Genomic DNA, 24,656 nt, shown 5'->3' with positions numbered 1-24,656 from the left:
GGGCGACGAAGGTGCCGGGCCGTGAAGCCGCCCGATCGCGAAACCGCCGGGCGACGAAGGTGCCGGGCCGTGAAGCCGCCCGATCGCGAAACCGCCGGGCGACGAAGGTGCCGGGCCGTGAAGCCGCCCGATCGCGAAACCGCCGGGCGACGAAGGTGCCGGGCCGTGAAGCCGCCGGGCCACTGGCGCCCCTCGGTGTTTCAGCCGTTCTCGTGCCGCTCGGCGCATTCGGGCGGTGCCACCCTGGGGCGGTGCCAGGCCGCCCGGCGGAGGGCTGCCACTGCCGCATGTCCACGGGGGCGCCCAACCCCGAGTGTGGTGTGGGGAGTGGGGGGGATTGCGCGCCGTGGCACGAGAGCGGCTGAAACATCGGCGGTGGGCCCGTGCCTCGGCGGTCTTCTCGCGGTCGTCGCCGGTTGCGGCCGTGCCTTGCGTGGCTCACGGCGTGGTGTGGGGTGGGTGTGTGGCCGGAGGTGGCTTTTGCGTGGCTGGTCTTGGGCGTGGTGGTGCAGGTTGTGCCGGGTGGCATGAGAGCGGCTGAAACATCGGCGGTGGGCCCGTGCCTCGGCGGTCTTCTCGCGGTCGTCGCCGGTTGCGGCCGTGCCTTGCGTGGCTCACGGCGTGGTGTGGGGTGGGTGTGTGGCCGGGGTGGTCTTTGCGTGGCTGGTTCTGGGCGTGGTGGTGCAGGTTGTGCCGGGTGGCATGAGAGCGGCTGAAACATCGGCGGTGGGCCCGGGCCTCAGCCGTCATCTCGCGGTCGTCGCCGGTTACGGCCGTGCCTCGCGTGGCCCACGGCATGCTGTGGGCGGGAGTGTGGCCGGGGTGGTCTTTGCGCGGCTGGTCCTGGTCCTAGTCCTGCTGGTGCAGGGTTGCGAAAGGGCCCCGCCATCGGCGGGGCCCTTCACTCACAACTCACGGCCGGTGACCGGCACCCGATCGGCCCGATCGGCCCGATCAGCCCGATCAGTCCGATCGGCCCGATCCAGCCCATCCCGTCCCGGTTAAACCAGCAGGAACCGCGTGCACCACCACTGTCCGCCTCGCATCTCCTTCACCGCGGCCAGGGCGCGGTCGCGGCGGGCGCCCTTGAGGACGGCGACGAGCTCGACCTTTTCGGGTGTCGTGGGGCGGACGGAGGAGAGCTTGGCCCAGCCGGGGCGGTCGGAGTCCTGCAGGAGGGTGCGGCGGACGGCGCAGAACTCCAGGTACGCCGCGTCGCTCATGGCGTTGCGGACGCAGTCGGGTCCGGTGCGGCCGGCCAGGGAGGCGACGGCGACGTCGATGAACCGCTGGGCGGCGCGCCAGACGGACTTCTCGACCGTGGGTGGCGCGTTGCGGCCGGGGCTGCGTCCGTGGGGCATGGGGATGGATGGGGCCTCGACGGTGGGGTAGGCGGCGACGGCGGCGTCGTAGCTGGTCTCGATGGCGAACGCGCCGAACTGTCCGATCACCCTGGGTGCCGGGATCGGCCAGTCGGTCACAGAGACGGCGGTCAAGGTGTGCCTCCACATGTTGTTGGTGATTGTTTCCGTGATTCCGAGTGAATACCAGTCTCGGCGGCGAAAGACACGAAAGTTACTCGGAGGTAATACGGTACGTGATCACATCAACACGCCCGGTTCGTGACACGCGGGCACGAAGGGCGAAGAAGCGGCGAAAGTTCGGGGGTCGGGGAAGAGAAGGGGAGTGAACGGGGCCGTAAGTATGAGCATGGAGCGAGGGTTCTAGATACGTCCGGCGCTGGGGTACGAATCACCTTTACCCATCAACGACGGACGGTAAGTAACGGATACGGGTCGGCACGAGAGGAACGCGGACACCCGGAAGTCCCAGTGCAGCACACCGCGCTCGGACGCACCAGGCCCTTTCGCGCACACGCTTCACCCGGCCGAACCAGCCCCCACTCGCACGATCAGGCCGAAACCGCCGGGACACGAAGAACGGGCGGCGCCCGTAGGCGCCGCCCGCTCTCATGTACTCGCTCAGCCCATGTGCGGGTAGCGGTGGTCGGTCGGCGGGACGAAGGTCTCCTTGATCGTGCGGGGCGACACCCAGCGGATCAGGTTCTGCCAGGACCCGGCCTTGTCGTTGGTGCCGGACGCCCGGGCGCCACCGAAGGGCTGCTGGCCGACGACCGCGCCGGTCGGCTTGTCGTTCAGGTAGAAGTTGCCCGCTGAGAAGCGCAGGGCCTCACCGGCGCGGACGAGGACCTCGCGGTCGTCGGAGAAGACCGCGCCCGTGAGCGCGTACGGGGACGCGTCGGCGGCCTGGGCGACCACGGCGTCGAAGTCGGCGTCGGGGAAGACGTGCACGCCCAGGATCGGCCCGAAGTACTCGGTCGTGAAGATCTCGTGCGTCGGGTCGGTCGACTCGATGACGGTCGGGCGGACGAAGAAGCCGACCGAGTCGTCGGTGGTGCCGCCGGCCAGGACGGTGCAGCTGGCGTCGTCACGGACCCGGCCGAAGACCGCGGCGTGCTTGTCGTAGGCGCGACGGTCGATGACCGCGCCGCCGAAGTTGGCGAAGTCGGTGACGTCGCCGTAGGTCAGGGACGACGCCAGGTCCGCCAGGCGCTCCTTGACGCCGCCGGCGTTCCACAGGGACGCGGGGATGTAGGCGCGCGAGGCGGCGGAGCACTTCTGCCCCTGGTACTCGAATGCACCCCGGACCAGGGCCGTGACCAGCGCGTCCACGTCGGCCGAGGAGTGCGCGATGACGAAGTCCTTGCCGCCGGTCTCGCCGACCAGGCGCGGGTAGGAGCGGTAGGAGGCGATGTTGTCGCCGATGGTCTTCCACAGGTGCTGGAAAACGCCCGTCGAACCGGTGAAGTGGACGCCGGCCAGGTCCGGGTCGGTCATCGCCACGCGCGAGACGGCCTGACCGTCGCCGGTGACCATGTTGATGACGCCCTTGGGCAGCCCGGCCGCCTCGAAGAGGCGCATCACGTAGTGGGCCGACAGCTGCTGCGTCGGCGACGGCTTCCACACCACGGTGTTGCCCATCAGCGCCGGGGCCGAGGGCAGGTTGCCCGCGATCGCGGTGAAGTTGAAGGGCGTGATCGCCAGGACGAAGCCCTCCAGCGGGCGGTGGTCGAAGCGGTTCCAGATGCCGGGGGACGACTCGGGCTGGTCGGCGATGATCTGCTCGCCGAAGGCCACGTTGAAGCGCAGGAAGTCGATGAGCTCGCAGGCGGAGTCGATCTCGGCCTGCTGCACCGTCTTCGACTGGCCCAGCATCGTCGCCGCGTTCAGCGTGTCGCGCCAGGGACCGGCCAGCAGGTCGGCGGCGCGCAGGAAGATCGCCGCGCGGTCGGCGTAGGCCATCGCGCGCCACGCCGGGGCGGCCCGCTTGGCCGCCGCGACGGCCGCCGCGACATCGGCGTCGGTCGAGTTGTGCGTGACGCCCAGGACGTGCTGGTGGTTGTGCGGCTGGACCACGTCGATCGCCTCGCCGCCGGCCGCGCGCTGCACGCCGTCCACGGTGATGGTGAGCTCGTGTTTGGTCGCGGCCAGCTCGGCCAGCTTCGCCTGCAGGGAGGCGGCCGCAGCGCTGCCGGGCGCGTACGTGCCGACCGGCTCGTTGCGGGGACCGGGCACCGTGAACAGGGCGTCCATTAGCTGTTTCTCCTCGCGGGATCGACGGCGATGTCATGGGATGTTTCGCCATCAGCTTGCCACGGGTACCGCCCCGGCGGTGCGGAGCGCGGTGAGACTGTGAGCACCCGTACCCTGACGTGCGTGGCTAGCACGAAAGAACGGTCCGTGACCGCGCAGGCGACGTCCACCGGACCGGCGCGCGCGCCCGGCGGAGTCGCCGTGAGCGTCCTCGCCGTCGCCGCCGCCGTGTGGGTCGGCATCCAGATCATCGGGTTGCGCACGCTGCTGAGCGACGTCGTCGCCGACGACTCGCAGGGCGTCGTCCAGCTCGTCCTCTACCTGTCCGGGATCATCGTCGGCAGCACCTTCGCCGGGGTCGTCGCCGGGACCATCGTCCTGTGGTGGACGGCCGGTCGCCCCGACTCGTGGGCCGCCCGCCAGCCGCGCGCGGTGGCCGGTGCGTTCGGCGGACTCGTCGTCGGCCTCATCGCCGGTGGCCTCACCTTCGCGGTGTTCAGTGACAAGACGGGTGTGGCCTCCCTCGTCGGGGGCGTCATCGGTGCCACCGCCATCGTCGGCGGACTCGTCGCCGCGCTGCGCCCGCCCGCGATGGTCACCGCCGGGCTGCTCGGCGGCATCGTCCTGCTGGTCATCTGGTTCGTCCGCGGCCTCAACACCGTCCGCGACACCGGCGTCGACCTCCTCGACGGCGACGGCTCGGCGCTGTCCCGCATGAACGCCTACAGCTGGTACTCCCTGAGCACCTCGCTGCTCGCCGGTGTCCTCATCGGCGGCGTCGTGCACGTCTACCTGCGCCGCACCGGCGCGAAGATCCCGCTGCTCGGGCACCTGTTCGCCGGTGCCCTGCCCGGCCTGATCTGCTTCTACGCCGAGATCATCATGTGGATCGTCGGCAAGCCGCTGCTGGCCGGCGCCGGCGAGATCAGCGTCATCGACGAGACCGGCATCCAGCTCCAGAGCGGCACCCAGTTCAACGCCGCCATGGCCACCCTGTTCGCCGGGGCCATGACCGCCCTCCTCGCCGTCGGGCTGCTGACCCCCAAGACGGCGCCGGTGCCCGCGCAGCGCGGCAAGACCGGCGCCAAGGGCGGCGCTACCACTGGCGCGAAAGCACGTCCAGCTCAGAAGGGTCGTACCACTCCAGGTCGAGGTCGTCCAGAGAATCGGCCGTAGCCTCCGACGGCTCATCCTCTTCGAGCGCCTTCGCGACCAACGCGGAGGCGCTCTCCTCGTCCACGTGGATCGCGGCCACCGCGCCCAGCGGGACCGCCGAGAGTGTGGCGTACACGCCGTCCTCGCCGGTCTTCCGCAGCGCGACCTCGGGCAGGTCCACCGAGACCACCACGCGGCGCGCGACGGCGTCCCCGCCCGCCTTGATGCGGGCCACCGAGGCGTAGGCGGCGGCGGTGAACACCGCGAACTCGCACAGCTCCTCGTCGGCGGCCCGGCCGTCCTCCGACATCGCGGCGCGCAGGGCGTCGGTGACGGCGTAGCCCTCGCGAGCCGCCAGCTCACCGGTGGCGTGGAGGGCGGCGAGGTCGGCGGTGGTCGCCGGGAGGTAGATGCGGGTCACTTCCGTAGTGAACACCACCGGCCCCACCCCATCTCGCCCGACGCGGACTTTCGCAGGCTCTCGGTATCGAGACGACCGTCACGGAGGCGCGCTACCGTGAGGGCGTGACGGATCAACCCCTCCCGACGTCGGGGATCAACCCGCCCACCGACCCGACCCCCCGGTTCGGTGAGCAGGGCGGCGTGCTCACCTACGGCAGCTACCTGCGCATCCCGCAGCTGCTCGACCAGCAGCACCCGGCCTCGGACCCCGAGGCCCACGACGAGCTGCTGTTCATCACCATCCACCAGGTCTACGAGCTGTGGTTCAAGCTGCTGCTGCACGAGCTGGACGACGCCCGCGACCAGATGCTCACCGGGGACGCCTACGTCCCGCGCGTGCGCCTGTCGCGCTGCGCGGCGATCCTGCGGGTCCTGGTCGGGCAGGTCGACGTCATCGACACCATGACCCCGCAGGACTTCCTCCAGTTCCGCAACCGGCTCGCGCCCGCCTCGGGCTTCCAGTCGGTGCAGTTCCGGGAGGTGGAGTTCATCTCCGGGCTCAAGGACCCCGGCTACGTCAACCGCTTCCGCGGCCTGACCCCCGAGGAGAAGGACCGCCTCGTCCGGCGCGTCGACGAGCCCTCCCTGTGGGACGGGTTCCTGGCCACGCTGGAGCAGGCCGGCTTCTCGGTCAAGACCGCCGACGAGCGCCTGGACGCCTACCGCGCCATCGCCCGCGACCGGGCCCGCTTCGGCGCCCTCTGGGACCTCGCCGAGGCCCTCGTCGAACACGACCAGCTCCTGTCGCTGTGGCGGGCGCGGCACGTGCTGATGGCCGAGCGGCAGATCGGCACCAAGCCCGGCACCGGCGGCAGCGCCGGAGGGGCCTACCTGCGCTCGCGGGTGGAGCTGCGCTGCTACCCGGAGCTGTGGGAACTGCGGAGCATGCTCTAGCCCGCTCCGGGCACGATCCGGCGACCCTCCGCGGAGGACGAGTCACCCGGCGGGACGCGCGACGAGCGCGTCCCGTCCCCGTTCCGCCGTCGTCCACAGTTCTCTCGGCAGGCCGCAGTTCTCTCGGTAGTCCACTGCTCCTCCGGTAGTCCACTGTTCCCCCGGTAGTCCACAGTGACCGGTGGGGCGCCGGTGGCCCGTAACCCGCGTCACATCCACCTCTTGCACACCTCCCGTACCCTTCGGCCGGGGCCTTTCCGCGCCCGACTCCCGGCTTCGTGCCACCTTCGCCGCACGCCCCGGGCGAGGCCGCGCCCGGCTGCCTACGTTGGACTCGCCGATCACGCCACCTATGCCGGGGAGGGGCCATGACCGATCTGCTCGCCGCCAGGTACGCGCTGGGACCGGAGGTCGCCCGAGGGGCGGCCGGGACCGTCTACCGCGCCGTGGACACCGCCACCGGCGACACCGTGGCGGTGAAGGTCCTGCGGCACGACGCGGCGGCCGAGCCGGGCGTCGTCACCGCCTTCCTCGACGAGGCCGAGGTGCTGGCCGAACTCGACCACCCCGGGATCGTGCGGCCGCGCGACTTCATCGCCACCGACGACGTCCTCGCCCTGGTCATGGACCTGGTCGAAGGCACCGACCTGCGCGAAAAGATCCGCGTCGAGGGACCCCTGGCGCCCGCCGCGGCGGCCATCATGATCTCGCAGCTCGCCGCCGCGCTGGCCGCGGTGCACGCCGTCGGGCTGGTGCACGGCGACGTCAAGCCGGGCAACGTCCTCGTCCCCGCCGACGGGTCCTCGGTGCGGCTGGCCGACTTCGGCGTGGCGCACCGCATCACCGGCGACTACAGCCCGACACATGGGACACCGGAGTACGTCGCGCCCGAGATCGTGCGCGGTGGTGCCTCTTCGGGACGATCCGATGTATACGGTGTCGGCCTGATCCTCTACGAGGCGCTGACCTCGCGCAGCCCGTACCGGGGCGGGCCCATCGACGAAGTGCTCAAAAGGCACGAGGAATGCGCTCCGGCGCCCATTCCGGGATGTCCTCCGCAGTTGTGGTCTCTCATCACTTCCTGCACTCAGGTCGATCCCGCGCTGCGCCCGGACGCCGCCGACATCCCCGCGCGCGTCACGCTGGCCCTGCCCTCGCTGCTGAGCCTGCCCCCGCTGGACCGGGTGCCGCCCACCGCGATCGCCTACGAATCCCGGCAGATGGGCACGAACCGTCCAGGAGGGACGGTCGGCCCGGACGGGTCGGCCACCTCAGTGATGCAGATCGCATCCACTGTGGCCGGTGGGACGAAACCGGCTTACCGGGACCGCCGAGTCCTCATTGGAGCCGGCGTGTTGACGGTGGTGGCCCTGGCGGCTCTTGGTGCGTATGTCCTTTTCGGAGGGAGCTCCGGCGAGGGCACCCCCGATCCCGGCCGGCATCCGGCCGCGGTCAGCTCCGAGAACAGCGAGATCCCTACTGCGCCAACGGATCCGGCATCCCCGGAACCGTCCTCTCCGCCTTCTTCGGATCCGACACTCGGGCCGGAAACGGACCCCGGCGGGGACGACACGCCGACCAATCCCGGTGACGGCAATGACAATGGTGAAATTCCACAACTACCGGGATCAGGCCCAATCGGCTCATCGTTGCCGCACTTCCCCTGATTTCCGTTGCAGCACGCCTAAATCGGCGGGACTCGACAGTGGAGGGAAGCGTCTGGGCTGTTCAGCGTACGAGTGAGACGGTGCACATTGGATGACCCAAATGCCAGCCCCCGACCAGGGCCTATGGCATTCTTGATCACATGGCGAAAAAGAATGTGAATGCCACCGCCGCCGCCCTGCTCGGGCTACTGCACGATGGGCCGATGACCGGTGGTCAACTCATCGCGGAGGCCAACCGCCGTCTCGGTCCGTTCTGGAGCATGACGCGCAGCCAGGTTTACCGCGAACTCCCGGCACTCGCCGAGGAGGGCTACGTGAAGGTCGGCAAGCCCGGCCCTCGCGCGAGCGTCCCGTACAAGATCACCGCCACCGGCAAGAAGGCCTTCGCCCGCTGGATGGGTGAGGAGACCGCCTTCGAGCAGCTGCGGAACCCCGTGGCCCTGCGCACGGCGTTCTCCGACCACCTGTCGCCCGGCGAGGTGAAGTCGATGTACGAGTCGGCCACCGAGTACCACAAGAACGCGCTGAACGAGGTCCGCAGCGAGGCCAAGGAGCGCGGCGAGGACCCGCACTCGGCCGCGGCCCTGGAATTCGCCGTCGGATACCACAAGGCCGCCCTCGCGTGGCTCAAGTCGGTGGCCTGACCCGCCTGGCGCGGATCACGGTTTGCGGGAGAGCGTAGGGTTGACGGTTGTGACCAGCCACGATCTCTCCGCCGAGCTCCGCGACCTCGACTCGACGCTCCAGACCGTCGAATCGGTCCTGGATCTCGACGCACTCAGGAAAGAGAAGACCGAACTGGAGGCGACCGCCGCCGAGCCGGGGCTCTGGGACGACCCGGAGAAGGCTCAGAAGGTCACCTCACGGCTGTCGTACGTGCAGGGCGAACTCAACCGCGTCACCGGGCTCCGGCAACGGCTCGAAGACGCCGAGGTCCTCCTCGAACTCGCCGCCGACGAGAGCGACGAAGGAACGCTGTCCGAAGCGCGCCAGGAGATCGCCGCCCTCGCCAAGCTGGTCGAGGAGCTGGAGGTTCGCACTCTCCTGTCCGGCCCGTACGACGAGCGCGAGGCGCTCGTGACCGTCCGCTCCGGCGCGGGCGGCGCCGACGCCAGCGACTTCGCCGAACAGCTCATGCGCATGTACCTGCGGTGGGCCGAGCGGCACAAGTACCCCACCGAGGTCTACGACGTGTCGTACGCGGAGGAGGCGGGCATCAAGTCCGCCACCTTCGCGGTCAAGGCCCCGTACGTGTACGGGACCCTGTCGGTGGAACAGGGCACGCACCGCATGGTGCGCATCAGCAAGTACGACAACCAGGGACGCCGCCAGACGGCGTTCGCGGCGGTCGAGGTCGTCCCGGTGGTCGAGACCACCGACCAGATCGAGATCCCCGAGGACGAGCTGCGCGTCGACGTGTACCGGGCCTCCGGTCCCGGCGGCCAGGGCGTCAACACCACCGACTCCGCCGTCCGCATCACCCACCTCCCCACCGGCCTGGTGGCTTCCTGCCAGAACGAGCGCAGCCAGCTGCAGAACAAGGCGACCGCGATGGCGGTCCTCATGGCGAAGCTGCTCCAGCGCAAGCGGGCCGAGGAGGAGGCGCAGATCAACGCGCTCCGTGGCGACGTGACCGCGTCCTGGGGTGACCAGATGCGGACGTACGTGCAGCATCCCTATCAAATGGTCAAGGACCTGCGGACGGGCTGGGAGACCAATAACCCCGACGCGGTTCTCGATGGCGAGATCGACGGATTGATCGAAGCGGGCATCCGGTGGCGCAAGAGGCGCGAAGCGGACGCCGCCGCCGAACAGCAGAACGCCTGAGGTGAACTCCTCCGAAAGGAGGAGTAACGCCTAGGCAGTATGAGCGAGTTTCCGGATATCCCCAAGGGGTGTGCTGTGGCTCGCAGTCGGCGCGCGTAGACTCCTGACCCGTGATTCGCCTTGAGCACGTGACCAAGAAGTACGCGCGGGCCAGTCGGCCGTCGATCGAGGACATCAACGTCTCGATCGACAAGGGTGAGTTCGTCTTCTTCATCGGACCGACCGGCGCCGGGAAGTCGACGATCATCAAGCTGCTGCTCCGTGAGGAGACGCCCAACAAGGGCAAGATCTGGGTCAACGACAAGGAAGTCGTCGGCATGCGCTCCTGGCGGGTGCCGGCTTTCCGTCGGTCGCTCGGTTGTGTCTTCCAGGACTTCCGGTTGCTGCCGACCCGCACCGCCGCCGAGAACGTCGCCTTCGCCCTTGAGGTGATCGGCAAGTCCAAGACGGTGGCGCGTCGCGTGGTCCCGGAGGTCCTCGAACTCGTGGGCCTGGGCGGCAAGGAGCACCGATACCCGCATGAGCTGTCCGGTGGTGAGCAGCAGCGCGTGGCGATCGCGCGCGCGTTCGTGAACCGGCCGCTCGTGCTGCTGGCCGACGAGCCCACCGGAAACCTCGACCCGGACACCTCGGTGGAGATCATGCGCCTGCTGGACCGGATCAACCGGACCGGCACCACGATCGTCATGGTCACCCACGACTCCAACATCGTCAACCAGATGCGTCGCCGCGTCATCGAGATGGAGGGCGGGCACGTCGTCCGCGACCAGGCTCGCGGCGTCTACGGCTGACGGTACGGACGGGAGAATAGAGAAGCGATGCGCGCGAAATACGTCCTGTCCGAGGTACTGGTCGGTCTGTGGCGCAATGTCACCATGACCATCGCCATGATCGTCACCATGGCGGTCTCGCTGGCGATGCTGGGTGCGAGCCTCCTGCTGTACATGCAGGTCTCCGACATGGAGGACTACTACTACACCCGCCTTGAGGTCTCCATCTTCTTCACGAAGGAGGCCACGCAGCCGCAGATGGACGCCCTCGGCGCCGAACTCAGGGCCGACCCGCTGGTCGCCGAGGCGAAGTTCGAGACCAAGGATGAGGCCTACAAGCGCTTCCAGGAGATGTTCAAGGAAGCGCCGGACCTGGTGAACGCGGCCAAGTCCGACTCGCTCCCGGCGTCCTACCGGGTGAAACCGGCCGATCCGAACAACTCCCAGGCCATCATCGACAAGTACGGCAAGGGGCGGCAGGGCATCGTCGCCAACGCGGTGGACCAACGCAAGGTCCTCAGCAAGATCTTCGAGATCTTCGGCGGCATGCAGAAGCTGGCGCTGGTGCTGGCCATCGTCCAGGGACTGGCGGCCCTCTTGCTGGTGGCGAACACGATCCAGGTGGCGGCCTTCTCCAAACGCCGCGAAGTGGCGATCATGAAACTGGTCGGCGCGTCGAACTGGTTCGTGCAGGCGCCTTTCGTCCTGGAGGCGGTCTTCGCCGGTGTCATCGGCGCGATCCTGGCCTACCTGACGCTCATCGGGGCCAAGGTCTTCATCATCGACGGGACCTTCAAGAGCCTGTTCCAGAGCACGGTGCTGGCACCGATCCCATGGAGCAACGTGCACCTGATGTTCCCGATCCTGGCCGGCATCGCCGGCACGGTCAGCGCGATCACCGGCTGGGTCACGCTCCGATTCCAGATCAAGGTCTAGGTTTCCAGATCAAGGTCTGACTCATACGAATAGACGATGGCCCGCTCATTCGAGCGGGCCATCGTTTTTGTCCATATCGGGTAGTTCTTCCTATTCGGTCCATATGCGAGTAGGTTATCCACATGCGTCAGCGTTGGTTCCTAGGGTCTCTCGCCACCGTCACCATCGGACTGGTGCTGGCGGCCTCGGCCGCGCACGCCGACCCCGCCGACGACAAGGACCGCGCCGACCGTGAGCTCGCCTCCGCCGAGGCCGCGCTGGAGGGCGCGACCGAGCGTGCGCAGGAGGCCGTCCGGGCGCTCACCGAGGCCAAACAGAAGCTGCCGGACGCCCGTGAGCGCGCCGCCGAGGCGCAGGGCGTGCTGGCCGCCGCGCGCGTGGCCGCCTCCGCCGCCGCCGAGAAGGCCCAGGCCGCCCGGGACGTCTACGACGCGGCCAGCGTGAAGATGGACGAGGCCGAGGTCGCCGTCGACGAGGCGCGCGACGCGCTGAGCACCAGCGTGTCGCAGTCCTACCAGGGCCTGGGCGTGGTCGCCTTCAGCAGCATCCTGAACGCCGGTGGCCCCGAGGAGTTCGTCGACCGGGTCACCTACATGGACCGGCTGGCCGAGAACCAGCGCGGCGAGGTGGACGCGGTCACCCGGGCCCGCCAGAGCGCCAAGGAGCGCCAGAACGAGACCCTGGTCGCCAAGGAGGACGCCGACGAGGCGAAGGCCGCCGCCGACGCCGCGGTCGCCGAGGCGTCCTCGGCCGCGATCGAAGCCGAGAACTTCGAGACAGAGCTGAACCGGCTCATCGACCAGCGCGACTCCGCCGTCCAGGTCGCCGAGGACGAGCGGGACGACGTCATGGCGCGCTACGAGGCCGCCGAGCGGGAGAGCAGGCGCATCGAGGGCGTCCTGCAGGCCGCCGCCAACGACGTGCCGCGCTCGTCACAGGGCTCCTCGGGCTCCCACCACGACGACGGGGGCGGCCGCTTCCTGATGCCGGTGGCCGGCTGGAAGTCCAGTGACTTCGGGATGCGCTACGACCCCTACTACAACGTGTGGCAGCTGCACGCCGGGATGGACCTGGCCGCCGGTGGCGGCGCGCCCATCCACGCCGCGGCCGGCGGGCGCGTCGTCCAGGCCGGCTGGAACGGCGGCTACGGCAACTACACCTGCATCTACCACGGCAAGGGCGTCTCCACCTGCTACGCGCACCAGTCGTCGATCGGGGTGTGGGTCGGGGAGAACGTCGGGCGCGGCGACTACATCGGCGCCGTCGGGACCACCGGCGCGTCCACGGGCAACCACCTCCACTTCGAGGTCCGCGTCAACGGGACGCCCGTCGACCCCGTCAACTGGCTGCCCGGCTGCCTGTGCTGAGCCCGGCCGGGCCGCAATCCGGGTGATCGTCTCGCGCGCCTCGACTACCATGTCCTGATGCCACGGGAGCAGGGCGTCAAGACCATCGCCACCAATCGCAAAGCCCGCCACGACTACACCATCCTGGACACCTACGAGGCCGGGATCGTCCTCACCGGGACCGAGGTGAAGTCGCTGCGGGCCGGTCGCGCGTCCCTCGTCGACGCCTTCGGCGACATCCGCAACGGCGAGGTCTGGCTGCACGGCGTCCACATCGCCGAGTACACCCAGGGCACCTGGAACAACCACACCCCGCGACGCAACCGCAAACTGTTGCTGCACCGCTCCGAGCTGGTGAAACTCATCGGCAAGGTGCACGAGAGCGGGCTTACGCTCGTCCCGCTGTCCCTGTACTTTAAGGACGGCTGGGCCAAGGTCGAGCTGGGTCTGGCCAAGGGCAAGAAGACCTACGACAAGCGCCAGGACCTGGCCAAGAAGGACGCCGAGCGGGAGATCTCGCGGGTCATGGGCCGCCGCGGCAAGGGGATGGCGGACTAGCCCCCGGTCCGAGCCGGTCAGCCGCGGGCACGCGGCCGAGCAGGGAAGAGGCGGATGCGCGCGGAACGCCGCAGGTGGCTGGGTGGATGGCCGTCCATCATCGCGGTCTTCACCGTGCTGACGGTGGCCGCGCTGAGTATCTGGCTCATCACCGGCCGGGCCGAGGCGCCCCGGCCCGACGCCAACAACGACATGCCGATCGTGCCGCAGCCGGTGTCCACGACGCCCTCGGCCGCGCCGTCGCCGGTCACCGGCGGGCGCAAGTCGCCCTCGGCCTCGCCCTCGGCGTCCCCGTCGAGCAAGCCGCCCACGCACACCACCCCGCCCGAGGAGAGCGCGCCGGTGCTCAAGGCGAGCTACGACTCCGCCTACGACTGGTTCAACAACCTCGACTCCGAGATCACCCTGACCAATCCCGGGACCAAGGACGTGGTCGGCTGGACGGTCGTGCTGGTGCTGCCCAAGGGCATGACCGTGATGTCGGCCCGCGACGCCACCTTCAACGTGGACGGCGACACCGTCACCTTCACCCCGTCGACCGACGACACCGTGAGCGCCCACGACGACTTCGTGTTCAGCTTCCACGGCGCCGGGCCCCAGCAGGGCCCGGCGCGGCCGGTGTCGTGCACGGTCAACGGCGTCAAGTGCTAGCTACATCAGCTCCGGCTTGAGCGAGGCGCACGGGCAGTTCGGCTCGTCGGCCATCGCGCCCACCAGCCCGCCGAGGACCGCGCGGACCCGCTCCAGGTTCGCCGAGAACGCCGCCAGGACCTCCTCGTGCGTGACGCCCTCACCCGGCTGGACCCCGGCGTCGTAGTCGGTCACCAGGCACAGCGGCAGGTAGCACAGGCCGAGCTCGCGGGCCAGGATCACCTCGGGGTGGGCGGTCATGCCGATGATCGACCAGCCCTGCGCGGAGTACCAGACCGACTCGGCGCGGGTGGAGAAGCGCGGGCCGGGGATGACCACCTGCGTCCCGCCGTCCACCGCCGTCCAGCCCGCGCTGGCCGCCGCGGTGACGGCCTCGCCGCGCCCGATGGGGCAGTAGGGGTCGGAGAAGGACGCGTGGGCCACGCCGGGTCCGTCGAAGAAGGTCTGCTCGCGGCCGTAGGTGCGGTCCACGATCTGGTCGGGGACGACCAGCGAGCCCGGCGGGATCTCCGGGCGCAGGCTGCCCACCGCGTTGACGCCGACGACCCGGCGGGCGCCCAGGGACTCCAGGGCCCACAGGTTCGCCCGGTAGTTGACCTTGTGCGGCGGGAAGCGGTGGCCCTTGCCGTGCCGGGGCAGGAAGGCGACCTCGCGGCCGCCGAGCGCGCCTACGGTGACGGCGTCGCTGGTGGGGCCGAAGGGGGTGTCGATGGTGCGCTCCTCGGCGTCGTCGAGGAGCGAGTACAGGCCGGATCCGCCGATGACGGCGATGAGTGAAGTCACTCCCGCGAGCTTAAAGGTGGCCGCCGCCGGTGGTCCATACTTGCCGCGTGACCCCACCCGTGCGGCTCATCGCGACCGATCTGGACGGCACTCTCCTGCGCGGCGACCACACGGTGTCCGCCTACACGCTCGACGTGCTGGAGCGGGCGCGCGCGGCGGGGGTGCCGGTCGTGCCGATCACCGCGCGGTCTCCCGACGGGATCGACCGGGTCGCCGAGGGGGCGGGCCTGCGCGGCACGGCGATCATCGCCAACGGCTGCCTCGTCTACGACCTGGACGCCCGCGAGATCGTCTCGGCGGTGAGCCTGCCGGTCGCGGTGGCGCGGAAGGTCGCCGAGGCGCTGCGTGAGGCCATCCCGGAGGCGGCCTTCGCGGTCCTGGCCGGCCGGCGGGTGCACCGGGAGGCGCACTACCGGCACGCCACCCACGTGCACCGCGATCCGGTGATCGTGGACGAGCTGGCGCGCCTGTGGGAGGCCCCGCTGGTGGTGCGGTTGCAGGCGAACTCCGAGGTCACCCCGACCGAGGAGATGATGGTGATCGCGGCCGGGCTGGGGCTGTCCGGGGTGAAGTTCACCCACTCCGGCGACGACACCATGATGGAGATCGTGCCGGACGGGGTGTCGAAGGCTTCGGCGCTGGCGGAGTTCTGCGCCGGGCGCGGCATCGCCCCCGAGGAGGTCGCCGCCTTCGGCGACAACCTGAACGACCTGGAGATGCTGGCGTGGGCCGGGCGTCCCTACGCCATGGCCAACGCGCATCCGGCGGTGCTGGCGGCGGTTCCCGGGCGAGCGCCGTCCAATGTGGACGACGGGGTCGCCCGGGTGGTGGCCGGGCTACTTGGCCTGTAGCTTCGCGCGGCCGGTCCGCTCCAGCCAGTCGCGGAAGGTGAGCAGCCCGGGGAGGATCTCGCGCAGGGCGGGGATGTCGGCCGACCAGCGGGCGAAGGAGCCGGGCTCGGTGGGGACGAGGGCGGCGCGTTCTTCTTTGGGCAGCGACGAGAGGTCGATGTCCTCGCCGGCGGCCTCCAGGAGCAGGCGGACGATCTCGGGGCGCGGCAGGTCGTCCCCGGCCAGTTCGTAGGTCTTGCCGAGGTGGCGTCCGGGGTCGGCGAACATGCGCGCGGCGAAGCGGCCGATGTCCTCGGCGGCGATCAGCTGGACGGTCTGGTCGTCCCCGGCGACGCGGATGACGGGCCAGGGCGAGCGGACGCCGATGCGCGGGTCGATGTGGTTCTCCATGAACTGCACGGGGCGGAGGACGGTGGCGGGCAGGCCGCGGTCGGCGATGTGCTGCTCGATGAGGGCCTTGGGGAACCAGGCCGCGCCGGGGCGTCCGTACGCGCCGTCGGCGGCGCCCACGGAGGTGTAGACGAGGTGCTCGGCCCCGGCGGCGAGGGCGGCGTCGGCGACGTTGACGCCCATGGCGGCCTCGTCGACGAGGGTGCCGAAGTAGTTGGCGGGCTGGACGGAGAAGACGCCGTGGGCGCCTTTGGCGGCGGTGTCGAGGGAGGCGCGGTCGCGCATGTCGCCGACGGCGAGTTCGGCTCCGGCGGTTTCGAGGGCGAGCGCGGCGGGGGCGGTGGTGTCGCGGACGAGGGCGCGGACCCGGTGGCCGTCGGCGAGGAGCGCGCGGGCGGCGGCGCCGCCCTGCTGGCCGGTGGCGCCGGTGACGAGGATGAGGTGGCCGGTCATGTGGTTCTCCCGATAGAGTGGGAAGTGGAGCACTGCTCCGAAGGTAACGGAGCGCTGCTCCGTTTCGCTACGTGAGGACCGTCACATGCCCGAAGCGATCCGTGCCGACGCGCGCCGCAACCGCGACCTGCTGCTGGCCGCCGCCCGCGAGGCCTTCGCCGAGTCCGGCACCGAGGCGTCCCTGCGTGACGTCGCCCGCCGCGCCGGGGTCGGCATCGGCACCCTCTACCGGCACTTCCCCAACCGCGAGGCGGTCCTGGAGGCGCTCACCGGCGAGGACTTCGACCGGCTGGCCACCCGTGGGGCCGAACTCGCTGCGGCCGAGCCATACGGCGCGCTGCTGACGTGGCTGCGCGAGCTGGGCGCCGTCCAGCGCTCGATGAAGGGCCTGCCGGAGTCGGTGCTGGCCGCCACCCGCGACCACGCCTCCGACCTGCACGCCTCCTGCGAGGGCATGCAGAAGGCCGGGGCGTCGCTGCTGGCGCGGGCGCAGGAGGCCGGCGTGGTCCGCGGCGACCTGTCACCGCTGGAGCTGCTGGCGCTGGTCGCCGGGGTGGCCTGGGCGGCCGACTACGCCACCGGCGACGCGTTCTTCGAGCGGCTGCTGACCGTGGCGGTGGAAGGGATCCGGGCCTAGATCCGGCCCTGGCGCCGCGCTGACCGGCGGCCGTGCGTGAAATGTCAGCTCGCGGTCAGCGTCCCCCGCCAATCTCTTCTCGTACCCAGCGATGAGGAGAGAACAATGAGCGCCAAGAACGTCCTGATCTCCGGTGGCAGCATCGGCGGCACCGCCCTCGCCTACTGGCTCACCGAGTACGGATTCAACGTCACCATCGTCGAGGTCACCCCGGAGTTCCGCCGCGGCGGGCAGGCCATCGACGTCCGCGGCCCCGCCCTGGAGATCGCCCGCCGCATGGGCATCGGCGACCGCCTGGAGGCCGAGCGGCTGCGCATGCGCGGCATGTCCATGGTGGACGCCGAGGGCAACGAGATCTACCGCAACGAAGAGCACACCTTCACCGGCGGCGACCTGTCCAAAGGGGACGCCGAGGTGCTCCGCGAGGACCTCGCCCGCATGGCCGCCGACGCCGTCGGCGACCGCGTCGAGTGGATCTACGGCGACACCATCACCGCCGTCCAGCAGGACGAGCTGGGCGTCACCGTCGACTTCCGCGAGCACGACCGGCGCAACTTCGACCTCGTGATCGGCGCCGACGGGCTCCACTCCAACACCCGCCGCCTCGTGTGGGGCGAGGTCCCCTTCACCATGCTCGGCACCTACCTGGGCGTGTGGACCGTGCCCAACTTCCTCGACCTCGACAACTGGCAGATCTTCCACATGGTGCCCGGCGCGAGCTGGGGCGGCGGCATCATCAGCGTCCGCGACAACACCGAGGCCCGCTTCTACGCCGGATTCGAATCCGCCGAGCCCATCGACTACGACTACCGCGACCAGGACGCCCAGAAGCGCCTGCTCGCCTCCCGCCTGGAAGGCGTCGGCTGGATCGTGCCGAAGGCCCTGGAGCTGATGTGGGAGGCCCCCGACTTCCACTTCGACCCCATGGCCCAGGTCCACCTCGACACCTGGTCGAAGGGACGCGTCGCGCTCATCGGCGACGCCGCCCACTGCGGCTCGCCCATGTCCGGCCAGGGCAGCAGCCTCGCCCTGATCGACGCCTACGTCCTGGCCGGTGAGCTGCGCGCGGCGTCCGGCGACCACGAAGTGGCCTTCGCCGCCTACGAGAAGGAACTGCGCGAATACGTCGAGGCCAACCAGCGCCTGGCGATCCAGAACAAGGCCCGCTCCGAGGCCCAGATGCGCGGCGAGGAGCCCGACCTGATCGGCGAGGACTTCTACGAGGTCGTCACCTCGTGGACCGTCAAGGAGTACTGAGCCACCACCACGGGAGGCCCGCGTCCGTGCCCGCGACGCGGGCCCCGTCGGTTAGTCTGCCGTCCATGCTGGACGAGATCCCCGAGCACCGGGTACGCGAGATCTACACCCCGGGCGACACCGCGACCATCGAGTACTCGCCCGACCTGGACGGACTCGCCGACCCCGGCGAGATCGTCTGGTCCTGGGTCCCCTACGAAGAGGACCCCCGCCAGGGCAAGGACCGCCCCCTCCTCGTGGTCGGCCGCCACAACCGCCGCCTCCTCGCCATGATGCTCTCCAGCAAGGACCACGAGGACGACCCCGACTGGCTCGGCCTCGGCACCGGCGGCTGGGACCGCGAAGGCCGCGAATCCTACGTCCGCCTCGACCGCGTCTTCGCCCTCGACGAGGACGACATCCGCCGTGAGGGTTCGGTTCTCGACGCCGACCGCTTCGTGCGCGTGGCGGCGGCGCTGATGCGGATGCACGGTTGGGAGGCGGTACGGGCGGGGGAGAGGGGCTAGCCCGCGAGGTTCCGATCGCAGCGGTCGAGGCGCTTCCGCAGGCGGTCCCGCAGACTCACCGAGTCGATGGGGACGGCCAGGGACTGACGGAGGGCCTTGGCCGCTTCCTCGTATCGGGCGTCCCTGACGAGGTGGACGGTGAGGCGGTCGGCGACCTTCGGGTCGGCCGAACCCGCCTCGACGGCGGCGCACAGGTGGGAGAGGGCGCCGGGCAGGTCGCCCGCCTTCTCCGCGCGCAGGCCCAGGTCACCGGCCAGCACCGCCATGGTGTGCCGGTCGCTCTGCGCGGCGGCCAGCGCCATCAGCTCGCCGCGCAGGCGTTCGCCCTGGGCGGGCGCGAGCTTGCCGTGACGGTCGGTGCCATAAGACATCGCGACGAGTCCGTCGAGGACGCCGGGCCGCACCGCCAGGGGAAGGCGGGCGTAAAGGGCGACGAGGACGGGGACGTAGGGCGCCACCGCGATGTAGTCGAAGAGGGCTTCGGCGGCCTCCGGATCGTGCCGGTCGCAGACCATGGCCTTCACGTAGGACCGGAGGGTGTCGTCGCGGCGGCCCTTCTGATAGCGGGTGGTGCGGGCGAGGGTGAGCCAGGCACGTCCCGTCCGCGGGTCGGAGGCGCGGATGAGCCGGTCCAGGATCTCGCGGACGGTCTTCTCCAGCCGGGGCCAGGCTCTGGTGGGGCGGTCCCAGTCGGCGTCGATGCCGTCGGCCGCCGCTACGGCGTCGTCGAGCGCTTTGCGCGCACCGGCGTCGGCTCCCCGGAAGACCGGTTGCGGCAGGTCCAGGCGCGGCAGCAGCGTCCGGACGAACTTGGCCATGGCCGGGACGGGAATGAACAGCTCCGGCGACAGGCCCAGCGGTCCGGGGTCGAGGGAGAGCACGACCTGGGGCCCGTAGGACTCGGTTTCCTCGATGCGAGCCGGGCAGGCCGGGAGACGGCCTCCATGGTCGGCGGCGAAGCCGAGGATCGCGTGGTGCACCGTCGCCGAGATCTCTCCGTCGATGTGGCCGACCAGGGTCTTCTGGACGTAGACCGGCACCGACGTCGGGAACTCCGAGTGGGCCGGTGCGGGGACCAGCACGGCGACGAGGATGACGCGCGGGCCGGTGGCGGCGAGGAGGCGGGCGATGTCGGTGGCGTGGAAGCTTTCGCCGACGACGTGGACTTCGACCGAGCCGGGAAGCCACGCCGGTTCGGCGGCGAGGCGGGGCTGCCGGGCGGGCGTCTCACTCACCGCGGCCACCATCGTGCGGTCCGGGGCTCTGGTCCCAGGGAAGAGGAGTCATGGCGCGCTCCTGGAATGCGGCTGCTCTCTCCGCCGAATGTAGCGCTCCGCTCACGCCCGCACGCGCTGAATGACCTGCGCTTTCGTGCAGGAAACGAGGCTGAACGCGAGGTCGGCCGGAGCTCACCGCCACCGCGGCCCCGGGGATGGGGAGCTCACCGGGGAGGGACCAACTGGCTCGTGCGACCCACTCAGCGCGGCCACCGTACGTGGGGTCTGGGGCTCGGGCCCCAGGCGATGGGAGTGGCTCGGGCCCCAGGACATGGGAGCGGCTCGGGCCCCAGGAAAGAGGAGACCGGTTCCCCACCGAAGCGGGGAACCGGCCTTCAAGTCATAGGGCGTCGTGGAGCTGCCGGGAATCGAACCCGGGTCCTTCGCCGCTTCAGCAGGGCTTCTCCGTGCGCAGCTCGCTCTGCCTTTCCTCAAGCCCCACCGATCACGCGAGCAAGTCGGTGTGACGGGCTCCAGCCGCTGTTGGTTTCGGGAGAGGGGCCCTGCGGCCATTCCCCATCCCTAGTGTTCTAAATGATGGCGGTACCCGGGACGAACACGGCTCCCGGACCGCCAACTTCACTTATCGCTTAGGCAGCGAGAGCGAAGTCAGTGCGCTTAGAGTTGGCACTTGTTGGTTTCCGACACTGATTAACGAGACACTGTCGGCATCCTCGGCACGCTTCCCCTGCATCGACGTACAAAGTCGAAACCAGTCAGCCCCTATGGTTTTGTCCCCGCCCGTGGGCGGGTTCGCGATGTGCGCCACACGGGCGCGACACCACGGTAAGGGTAACGCGTGGTGGACACCGGCGCATTCCAGATACCGGGTGGGCCTGTGACCTGGGGCTATGTCTCTCCGCCGAGGTCGGAGAAGTACGCCTGGTGGAGGAGGTCGGCGCCTTCTTCGCGGTGGCGGGTGAGCTGGGCGGCGAGGTCGGCGCACCAGCGGCGGACCCAGTCGGGGCGGGCGTGGGCGCTGCGGACCAGCAGGAGGTTGATGGCCGAGCCGATGCGCGCGCTGTCGCGGCGCAGCTCCGCCACGCGCCGGGCGAGGCGGGGCGAGGTCTCGCAGACTTCGCGGTAGAGGCCGCCGGGTGACTCGGAGGCGGCGACGTGTGCGAAGAACGCGTCGCGCAGTGCGGACACGCTGTGCCGCAGGCGGACCCGCCAGGCCTCCTCCCCGTTGCCCGCCAGAGCCCAGTCGTGGCGGTCGGACGACGCGAAGTCGTTCAGCCGTTCGATGTCGGCGATGTAGTCGACTCCGTACCGGGGTGTCACCGTCATGGCGCACCTCCTCGCTGCCTACTGACCGGCCGGCGCGCCGTCCCATCGCGAAGGGAGTCCACACCGAGGCAGTGTCGGTCATACGTCAGTGGGCTTTTATCGATGATTGACCATGTCCGGGGATAATGTCCAGACCCTACGGGGTGTTCATCTGGTGAACACGGAATACGCACGACGTTCTCATGGTTGAAGGTGGTCCCACCCATGAGAATGGAGCTCGATCATGAGCCGCCGCTTCGCTCAGCTCGCCTTCACCCCGGGCGTCCGCCGCCACCAGGCCGCGCACGGCTCCGAACGCGCCTACCGCGGCATGGCCGAGGGGCCGTCGACGGCCGACGCGCTCGGCGACGACGAGCGGCTGTTCATCGGGCGGCGCGACAGCTTCTACCTCGGCACCGTCGGGGAGACGGGCTGGCCCTATATCCAGCACCGGGGCGGGCCGGAGGGGTTCCTGAAGGTCCTGGACGACCACACGCTCGCCTTCGCCGACTTCCGCGGCAACCGGCAGTACATCAGCCGCGGCAACCTCGACCACGACGACCGGGTCTCGCTGTTCCTGATGGACTACGCCGAGCAGGTGCGGTTGAAGCTCCTCGGCCGCGCCAGGGTCGTCGAGGACGACCCGGAGCTGTTCGCGCGCCTCCACACGCCCGACTACCGCGCCAAGGTCGAGCGGGCGATCGTCATCACGGTCGAGGGCTTCGACTGGAACTGCCCCCAGCACATCCCGGTCCTCTACCCCGCCGAGGTCGTCGAACGCGTCATCGGCCGGATCCAAGAGCAGGCCGAGGAGGAGAAGGCCGCCCTGCTGGCCCGCATCGCCGAACTGGAGAGAGTCTTACGGTTCGCGGACGGACGCGCCCAACCCGAGCACCCGGCGTCACCGCGCGCATAACGTGAGCTCATGGCCGAGACCCCGCACGTCCTCGTGGTCGACGACGACCCCACCGTCTCCGACGTCGTCCGGCGCTACCTGGAACACGCGGGCATCACCGTCACCATGGCCGCCGACGGCCCCACCGGGCTGCGCGAGTTCCGCCGGACCGGGCCCGACCTCGTCGTCCTCGACCTCATGCTGCCCGGCATGGACGGCATCGAGGTCTGCCGCGTCCTGCGGTCCACATCGGACGTCCCCGTCATCATGCTCACCGCCCTGGGCGAGGAGGCCGACCGCGTCCTGGGCCTGCGCGTGGGCGCCGACGACTACGTCGCCAAGCCCTTCTCGCCGCGCGAGCTGGTCCTGCGCGTCCAGTCGGTGCTGCGCCGCGCCGGGGCCATCCGCACGCCGAAGGTCACCGAGGTCCTCACCGACGGCGACCTCGTCGTGGACGCCGGAGCCCGCGTCGCCACCCTCGCCGGCGAGCCGCTCCCGCTGACCGTGCGCGAGTTCGACCTGCTCGCCCACCTCATGCGCCACCCCGGGCGCGCGTTCCGGCGCGGCGAACTCCTCGAAGAGGTCTGGGGCTGGACCTTCGGCGACCAGTCGACCGTCACCGTCCACGTCCGGCGGCTGCGCGAGAAGGTCGAGGCCGACCCCGCCGACCCCAGGCGCATCCGTACCGTGTGGGGCGTCGGATACCGCTTCGAACCGGTGGAGGCGACCGGTGCGTGACCTGATCCTCGTCGGCCTGATCGCGCTCGCGGGCTCCCTCGCGATCGCGCTGCCCGGCGCCCTCATCCTGCGTTCCCTGCGCGGGCGCAGCGTCACCGCGCACGTCGGCGGGGTCCTCGCCGTCACCGTCCTGGCCGTGGCCGCCGGGATCGTCAGCACCGCGCTGGCCATGTTCATCAGCTCCCACGACCTCACCGTGCTGCTCATCGTCATCGTCGTCGCGGGCGCGGTGAGTCTGTCGGTGGGCCTGTGGCTGGGACGGCGGCTCACCCGCCAGGCCATGTGGGCCGCCGAGGCGCGCGAGCGGGAACGGTCCCTGGAGGCCGGGCGGCGCGACCTGGTCGCCTGGGTCAGCCACGACCTGCGCACGCCCCTGGCCGGTATGCGCGCCATGGCCGAGGCGCTTGAGGACGGCGTCGTCGTCGACGGCCGCACTGTCGCCGACTTCCACCGCCGCATCCGCGTCGAATGCGACCGGATGGCCGCCCTCGTCGAAGACCTCTTCGAACTCTCCCGCATCAACGCCGGGGCCCTCCGGCTCACCATCGAGGCCCTCTCGCTGCGGGACGTGGTGTCCGACGTCGTCGCCGCCGTCGGGCCCGTCGCCGAGGCCAAACGCGTCCGCCTGCACGCCGTCGACGGCGCCTGGCCCCTCGTGCGCGGCAGTGAGAAAGAGCTCTCCCGCGTCGTGGCCAACCTCCTCCGCAACGCCATCAGCTCCACCCCGGCCGACGGGACCATCACCGTCACCGGCGGGCAGGACGCCGCCTCGGCCTGGTTCGCCGTCACCGACACCTGCGGCGGCATCGACGAGAACGACCTCCCCCGCCTGTTCGAAGTTGCCTTCCGCGGCGAGACCGCCCGCACCCCCGGCGAGACCGCCGGCGGCGGACTCGGCCTCGCCATCGTCGCCGGGCTCGTGGGCGCTCACCAGGGCGAAGTCTCCGTCGCCAATGTCGGGCGCGGATGCCGCTTCACGGTACGGATTCCGGCCGCTACCGTGTGAGCCGTGCGTCCGGTGTCGGTAGAGGTACTGTGCACTGCCCCAATCACCCGCTAACGTGCGTGGGGTAGGGCGACGTACCGCGAAGGGAGGGCACGGTGTCGGAAGAGACCGGAATGATCGACTACCGGACCGTCGCGTCCCTGTCCGGGCGGCTGCTGGTGGCGTCCCCCGTGCTCAAGGACCCCAACTTCGACCGGACCGTGGTACTGCTGCTCGGCCACGAATCCGACGGCGCCCTCGGCGTCGTCCTCAACCGCGCCACCGAGATGCCGGTGACCGACGTCCTCGACGGCTGGGACGGGCTCGTCCCCGAACCCGCCGTCGTCTTCGAGGGCGGCCCCGTGCAGCCCGAATCGGCCATCGCCGTCGCCCGCATCAGACCCGGCGTCGGCAAACCCGAGTGCTTCCGCACCTTCGCCGGCCGCCTGGGCACCCTCGACCTGGCCGCCGACCCCGAACCCCTCGCCGAGGTCATCGACGGGTTGCGCATCTTCGCCGGATACGCCGGCTGGGGACCCGGGCAGCTGGAGGGCGAGATCGACGAGGGCGCCTGGCTGGTCTTCGACGTCCTCCCCGGCGACGCCTTCGCGCCCAACCCCGAGGACCTGTGGACGATGGTGTGGCGACGCCAGGTCGGCCTGCTGGCCGCCGTGGCGATGTACCCGTCCGACCCCAGCCAGAACTGAGCCGGTCGGCCCTCCCTTGCTGTTGACAGCG

At 70.4% G+C, this 24,656-nt stretch carries 25 protein-coding genes and 1 other RNA gene; 18 read left to right on the top strand and 8 right to left on the bottom strand.

Annotated elements, in window-relative coordinates; genetic code table 11:
- Positions 1 to 1,001 precede the first annotated feature (1,001 nt).
- Together QSK10_RS05190 and pruA are read right to left on the bottom strand one after the other, a co-directional pair.
- Positions 1,002 to 1,496, bottom strand: coding sequence for an Rv3235 family protein (locus QSK10_RS05190; RefSeq protein ID WP_285661426.1), 495 nt, complete (start codon positions 1,494 to 1,496; stop codon positions 1,002 to 1,004).
- Positions 1,497 to 1,982: 486 nt separating this feature from the next.
- Positions 1,983 to 3,614 carry an L-glutamate gamma-semialdehyde dehydrogenase gene (pruA, locus tag QSK10_RS05185; RefSeq protein WP_285661425.1) on the bottom strand — a complete coding sequence of 544 codons (1,632 nt, stop codon included), beginning with the start codon at positions 3,612 to 3,614 and terminating at the stop codon, positions 1,983 to 1,985.
- A gap of 123 nt (positions 3,615 to 3,737) precedes the next feature.
- Between pruA and QSK10_RS05180 the strand changes: the two genes are divergently transcribed.
- Complete coding sequence (locus QSK10_RS05180; RefSeq protein WP_285661424.1) at positions 3,738 to 4,790, top strand: hypothetical protein; 1,053 nt, start codon at positions 3,738 to 3,740, stop codon at positions 4,788 to 4,790.
- Here the strand turns inward: QSK10_RS05180 and QSK10_RS05175 are convergent.
- Positions 4,711 to 5,190, bottom strand: a complete 480-nt coding sequence (locus QSK10_RS05175) for a DUF6912 family protein (protein WP_285661423.1) — start codon at positions 5,188 to 5,190, stop codon at positions 4,711 to 4,713. The genes QSK10_RS05180 and QSK10_RS05175 overlap by 80 nt on opposite strands.
- Before the next feature lie 104 nt (positions 5,191 to 5,294).
- On the opposite strand from QSK10_RS05175, the gene QSK10_RS05170 reads away from it, so the two are divergent.
- From QSK10_RS05170 to QSK10_RS05130, 9 genes are all read left to right on the top strand, one after another.
- Complete coding sequence (locus QSK10_RS05170; RefSeq protein ID WP_285661422.1) at positions 5,295 to 6,125, top strand: tryptophan 2,3-dioxygenase; 831 nt, start codon at positions 5,295 to 5,297, stop codon at positions 6,123 to 6,125.
- Between the two features lie 368 nt (positions 6,126 to 6,493).
- Entirely contained in the window at positions 6,494 to 7,792 is a 1,299-nt protein-coding gene (locus QSK10_RS05165; RefSeq protein ID WP_285661421.1) for a serine/threonine-protein kinase, read from the top strand.
- Positions 7,793 to 7,932: 140 nt separating this feature from the next.
- A complete protein-coding gene (locus tag QSK10_RS05160; protein WP_285661420.1) occupies positions 7,933 to 8,436 on the top strand; it encodes a PadR family transcriptional regulator in 504 nt (167 codons plus the stop codon).
- 49 nt (positions 8,437 to 8,485) lie between these two features.
- A complete protein-coding gene (gene prfB, locus QSK10_RS05155) occupies positions 8,486 to 9,619 on the top strand; it encodes a peptide chain release factor 2 (RefSeq protein ID WP_285661419.1) in 1,134 nt (377 codons plus the stop codon).
- A 110-nt stretch (positions 9,620 to 9,729) separates the two neighbouring features.
- The gene (ftsE, locus tag QSK10_RS05150) at positions 9,730 to 10,410 is read left to right on the top strand and encodes a cell division ATP-binding protein FtsE (RefSeq protein WP_285661418.1); all 681 of its coding nucleotides are present in this window, start codon (positions 9,730 to 9,732) and stop codon (positions 10,408 to 10,410) included.
- A gap of 27 nt (positions 10,411 to 10,437) precedes the next feature.
- Positions 10,438 to 11,325 (top strand): permease-like cell division protein FtsX, encoded by an 888-nt coding sequence (gene ftsX / locus QSK10_RS05145; RefSeq protein ID WP_285661417.1) that lies wholly within the window; start codon positions 10,438 to 10,440, stop codon positions 11,323 to 11,325.
- 122 nt (positions 11,326 to 11,447) lie between these two features.
- Positions 11,448 to 12,692 (top strand): M23 family metallopeptidase, encoded by a 1,245-nt coding sequence (locus QSK10_RS05140; RefSeq protein ID WP_285661416.1) that lies wholly within the window; start codon positions 11,448 to 11,450, stop codon positions 12,690 to 12,692.
- A 57-nt stretch (positions 12,693 to 12,749) separates the two neighbouring features.
- A complete protein-coding gene (smpB, locus tag QSK10_RS05135) occupies positions 12,750 to 13,229 on the top strand; it encodes an SsrA-binding protein SmpB (RefSeq protein WP_285661415.1) in 480 nt (159 codons plus the stop codon).
- A gap of 54 nt (positions 13,230 to 13,283) precedes the next feature.
- The gene (locus QSK10_RS05130; RefSeq protein ID WP_285661414.1) at positions 13,284 to 13,880 is read left to right on the top strand and encodes a cellulose binding domain-containing protein; all 597 of its coding nucleotides are present in this window, start codon (positions 13,284 to 13,286) and stop codon (positions 13,878 to 13,880) included.
- On the opposite strand, the gene QSK10_RS05125 is transcribed toward QSK10_RS05130, so the two are convergent.
- The gene (locus tag QSK10_RS05125; RefSeq protein ID WP_285661413.1) at positions 13,881 to 14,663 is read right to left on the bottom strand and encodes an S-methyl-5'-thioadenosine phosphorylase; all 783 of its coding nucleotides are present in this window, start codon (positions 14,661 to 14,663) and stop codon (positions 13,881 to 13,883) included.
- A gap of 47 nt (positions 14,664 to 14,710) precedes the next feature.
- Here QSK10_RS05125 and QSK10_RS05120 point away from each other — a divergent pair, with 47 nt between their 5' ends.
- A complete protein-coding gene (locus QSK10_RS05120; protein WP_285661411.1) occupies positions 14,711 to 15,514 on the top strand; it encodes an HAD family hydrolase in 804 nt (267 codons plus the stop codon).
- Here the strand turns inward: QSK10_RS05120 and QSK10_RS05115 are convergent.
- On the bottom strand, positions 15,500 to 16,357 hold the full coding sequence (locus tag QSK10_RS05115) for an NmrA family NAD(P)-binding protein (RefSeq protein WP_285661410.1): 858 nt from the start codon (positions 16,355 to 16,357) through the stop codon (positions 15,500 to 15,502). The genes QSK10_RS05120 and QSK10_RS05115 overlap by 15 nt on opposite strands.
- Positions 16,358 to 16,442: 85 nt before the next feature.
- On the opposite strand from QSK10_RS05115, the gene QSK10_RS05110 reads away from it, so the two are divergent.
- The 3 genes from QSK10_RS05110 to QSK10_RS05100 all read left to right on the top strand — a co-directional run bounded on the left by QSK10_RS05110 (position 16,443) and on the right by QSK10_RS05100 (position 18,757).
- Positions 16,443 to 16,994 (top strand): TetR/AcrR family transcriptional regulator, encoded by a 552-nt coding sequence (locus tag QSK10_RS05110; protein ID WP_285661409.1) that lies wholly within the window; start codon positions 16,443 to 16,445, stop codon positions 16,992 to 16,994.
- A 105-nt stretch (positions 16,995 to 17,099) separates the two neighbouring features.
- Positions 17,100 to 18,251 carry an FAD-dependent monooxygenase gene (locus QSK10_RS05105; RefSeq protein WP_285661408.1) on the top strand — a complete coding sequence of 384 codons (1,152 nt, stop codon included), beginning with the start codon at positions 17,100 to 17,102 and terminating at the stop codon, positions 18,249 to 18,251.
- Between the two features lie 65 nt (positions 18,252 to 18,316).
- Complete coding sequence (locus QSK10_RS05100) at positions 18,317 to 18,757, top strand: type II toxin-antitoxin system PemK/MazF family toxin (RefSeq protein WP_285661407.1); 441 nt, start codon at positions 18,317 to 18,319, stop codon at positions 18,755 to 18,757.
- Here the strand turns inward: QSK10_RS05100 and QSK10_RS05095 are convergent.
- The 3 genes from QSK10_RS05095 to QSK10_RS05085 form a co-directional block, all read right to left on the bottom strand.
- Positions 18,754 to 19,992, bottom strand: coding sequence for a tetratricopeptide repeat protein (locus QSK10_RS05095; protein WP_285661406.1), 1,239 nt, complete (start codon positions 19,990 to 19,992; stop codon positions 18,754 to 18,756). The two genes, QSK10_RS05100 and QSK10_RS05095, sit on opposite strands and share 4 nt — an antisense overlap.
- A 392-nt stretch (positions 19,993 to 20,384) precedes the next feature.
- Positions 20,385 to 20,758, bottom strand: a transfer-messenger RNA (tmRNA) gene (gene ssrA / locus QSK10_RS05090).
- A gap of 125 nt (positions 20,759 to 20,883) precedes the next feature.
- A complete protein-coding gene (locus QSK10_RS05085) occupies positions 20,884 to 21,321 on the bottom strand; it encodes a hypothetical protein (RefSeq protein ID WP_285661405.1) in 438 nt (145 codons plus the stop codon).
- 223 nt (positions 21,322 to 21,544) lie between these two features.
- Here QSK10_RS05085 and QSK10_RS05080 point away from each other — a divergent pair, with 223 nt between their 5' ends.
- From QSK10_RS05080 to QSK10_RS05065, 4 genes are all read left to right on the top strand, one after another.
- Positions 21,545 to 22,216, top strand: coding sequence for a pyridoxamine 5'-phosphate oxidase family protein (locus tag QSK10_RS05080; RefSeq protein ID WP_285661404.1), 672 nt, complete (start codon positions 21,545 to 21,547; stop codon positions 22,214 to 22,216).
- Positions 22,217 to 22,225: 9 nt separating this feature from the next.
- Positions 22,226 to 22,933 carry a response regulator transcription factor gene (locus QSK10_RS05075; protein ID WP_285661403.1) on the top strand — a complete coding sequence of 236 codons (708 nt, stop codon included), beginning with the start codon at positions 22,226 to 22,228 and terminating at the stop codon, positions 22,931 to 22,933.
- Complete coding sequence (locus QSK10_RS05070; RefSeq protein ID WP_285661402.1) at positions 22,926 to 23,939, top strand: sensor histidine kinase; 1,014 nt, start codon at positions 22,926 to 22,928, stop codon at positions 23,937 to 23,939. Before QSK10_RS05075 ends, QSK10_RS05070 begins: the two co-directional genes overlap by 8 nt.
- A 95-nt stretch (positions 23,940 to 24,034) precedes the next feature.
- On the top strand, positions 24,035 to 24,625 hold the full coding sequence (locus tag QSK10_RS05065; RefSeq protein ID WP_432705292.1) for a YqgE/AlgH family protein: 591 nt from the start codon (positions 24,035 to 24,037) through the stop codon (positions 24,623 to 24,625).
- The last annotated feature ends 31 nt before the right edge of the window (positions 24,626 to 24,656 follow it).

This window comes from Actinorhabdospora filicis (assembly GCF_030269765.1).
GTDB classification, from domain to species: domain Bacteria; phylum Actinomycetota; class Actinomycetes; order Mycobacteriales; family Micromonosporaceae; genus Actinorhabdospora; species Actinorhabdospora filicis.
Note: the sequence above shows the minus strand (reverse complement) of the source record. Positions and strands in the feature narration are given on the sequence as shown.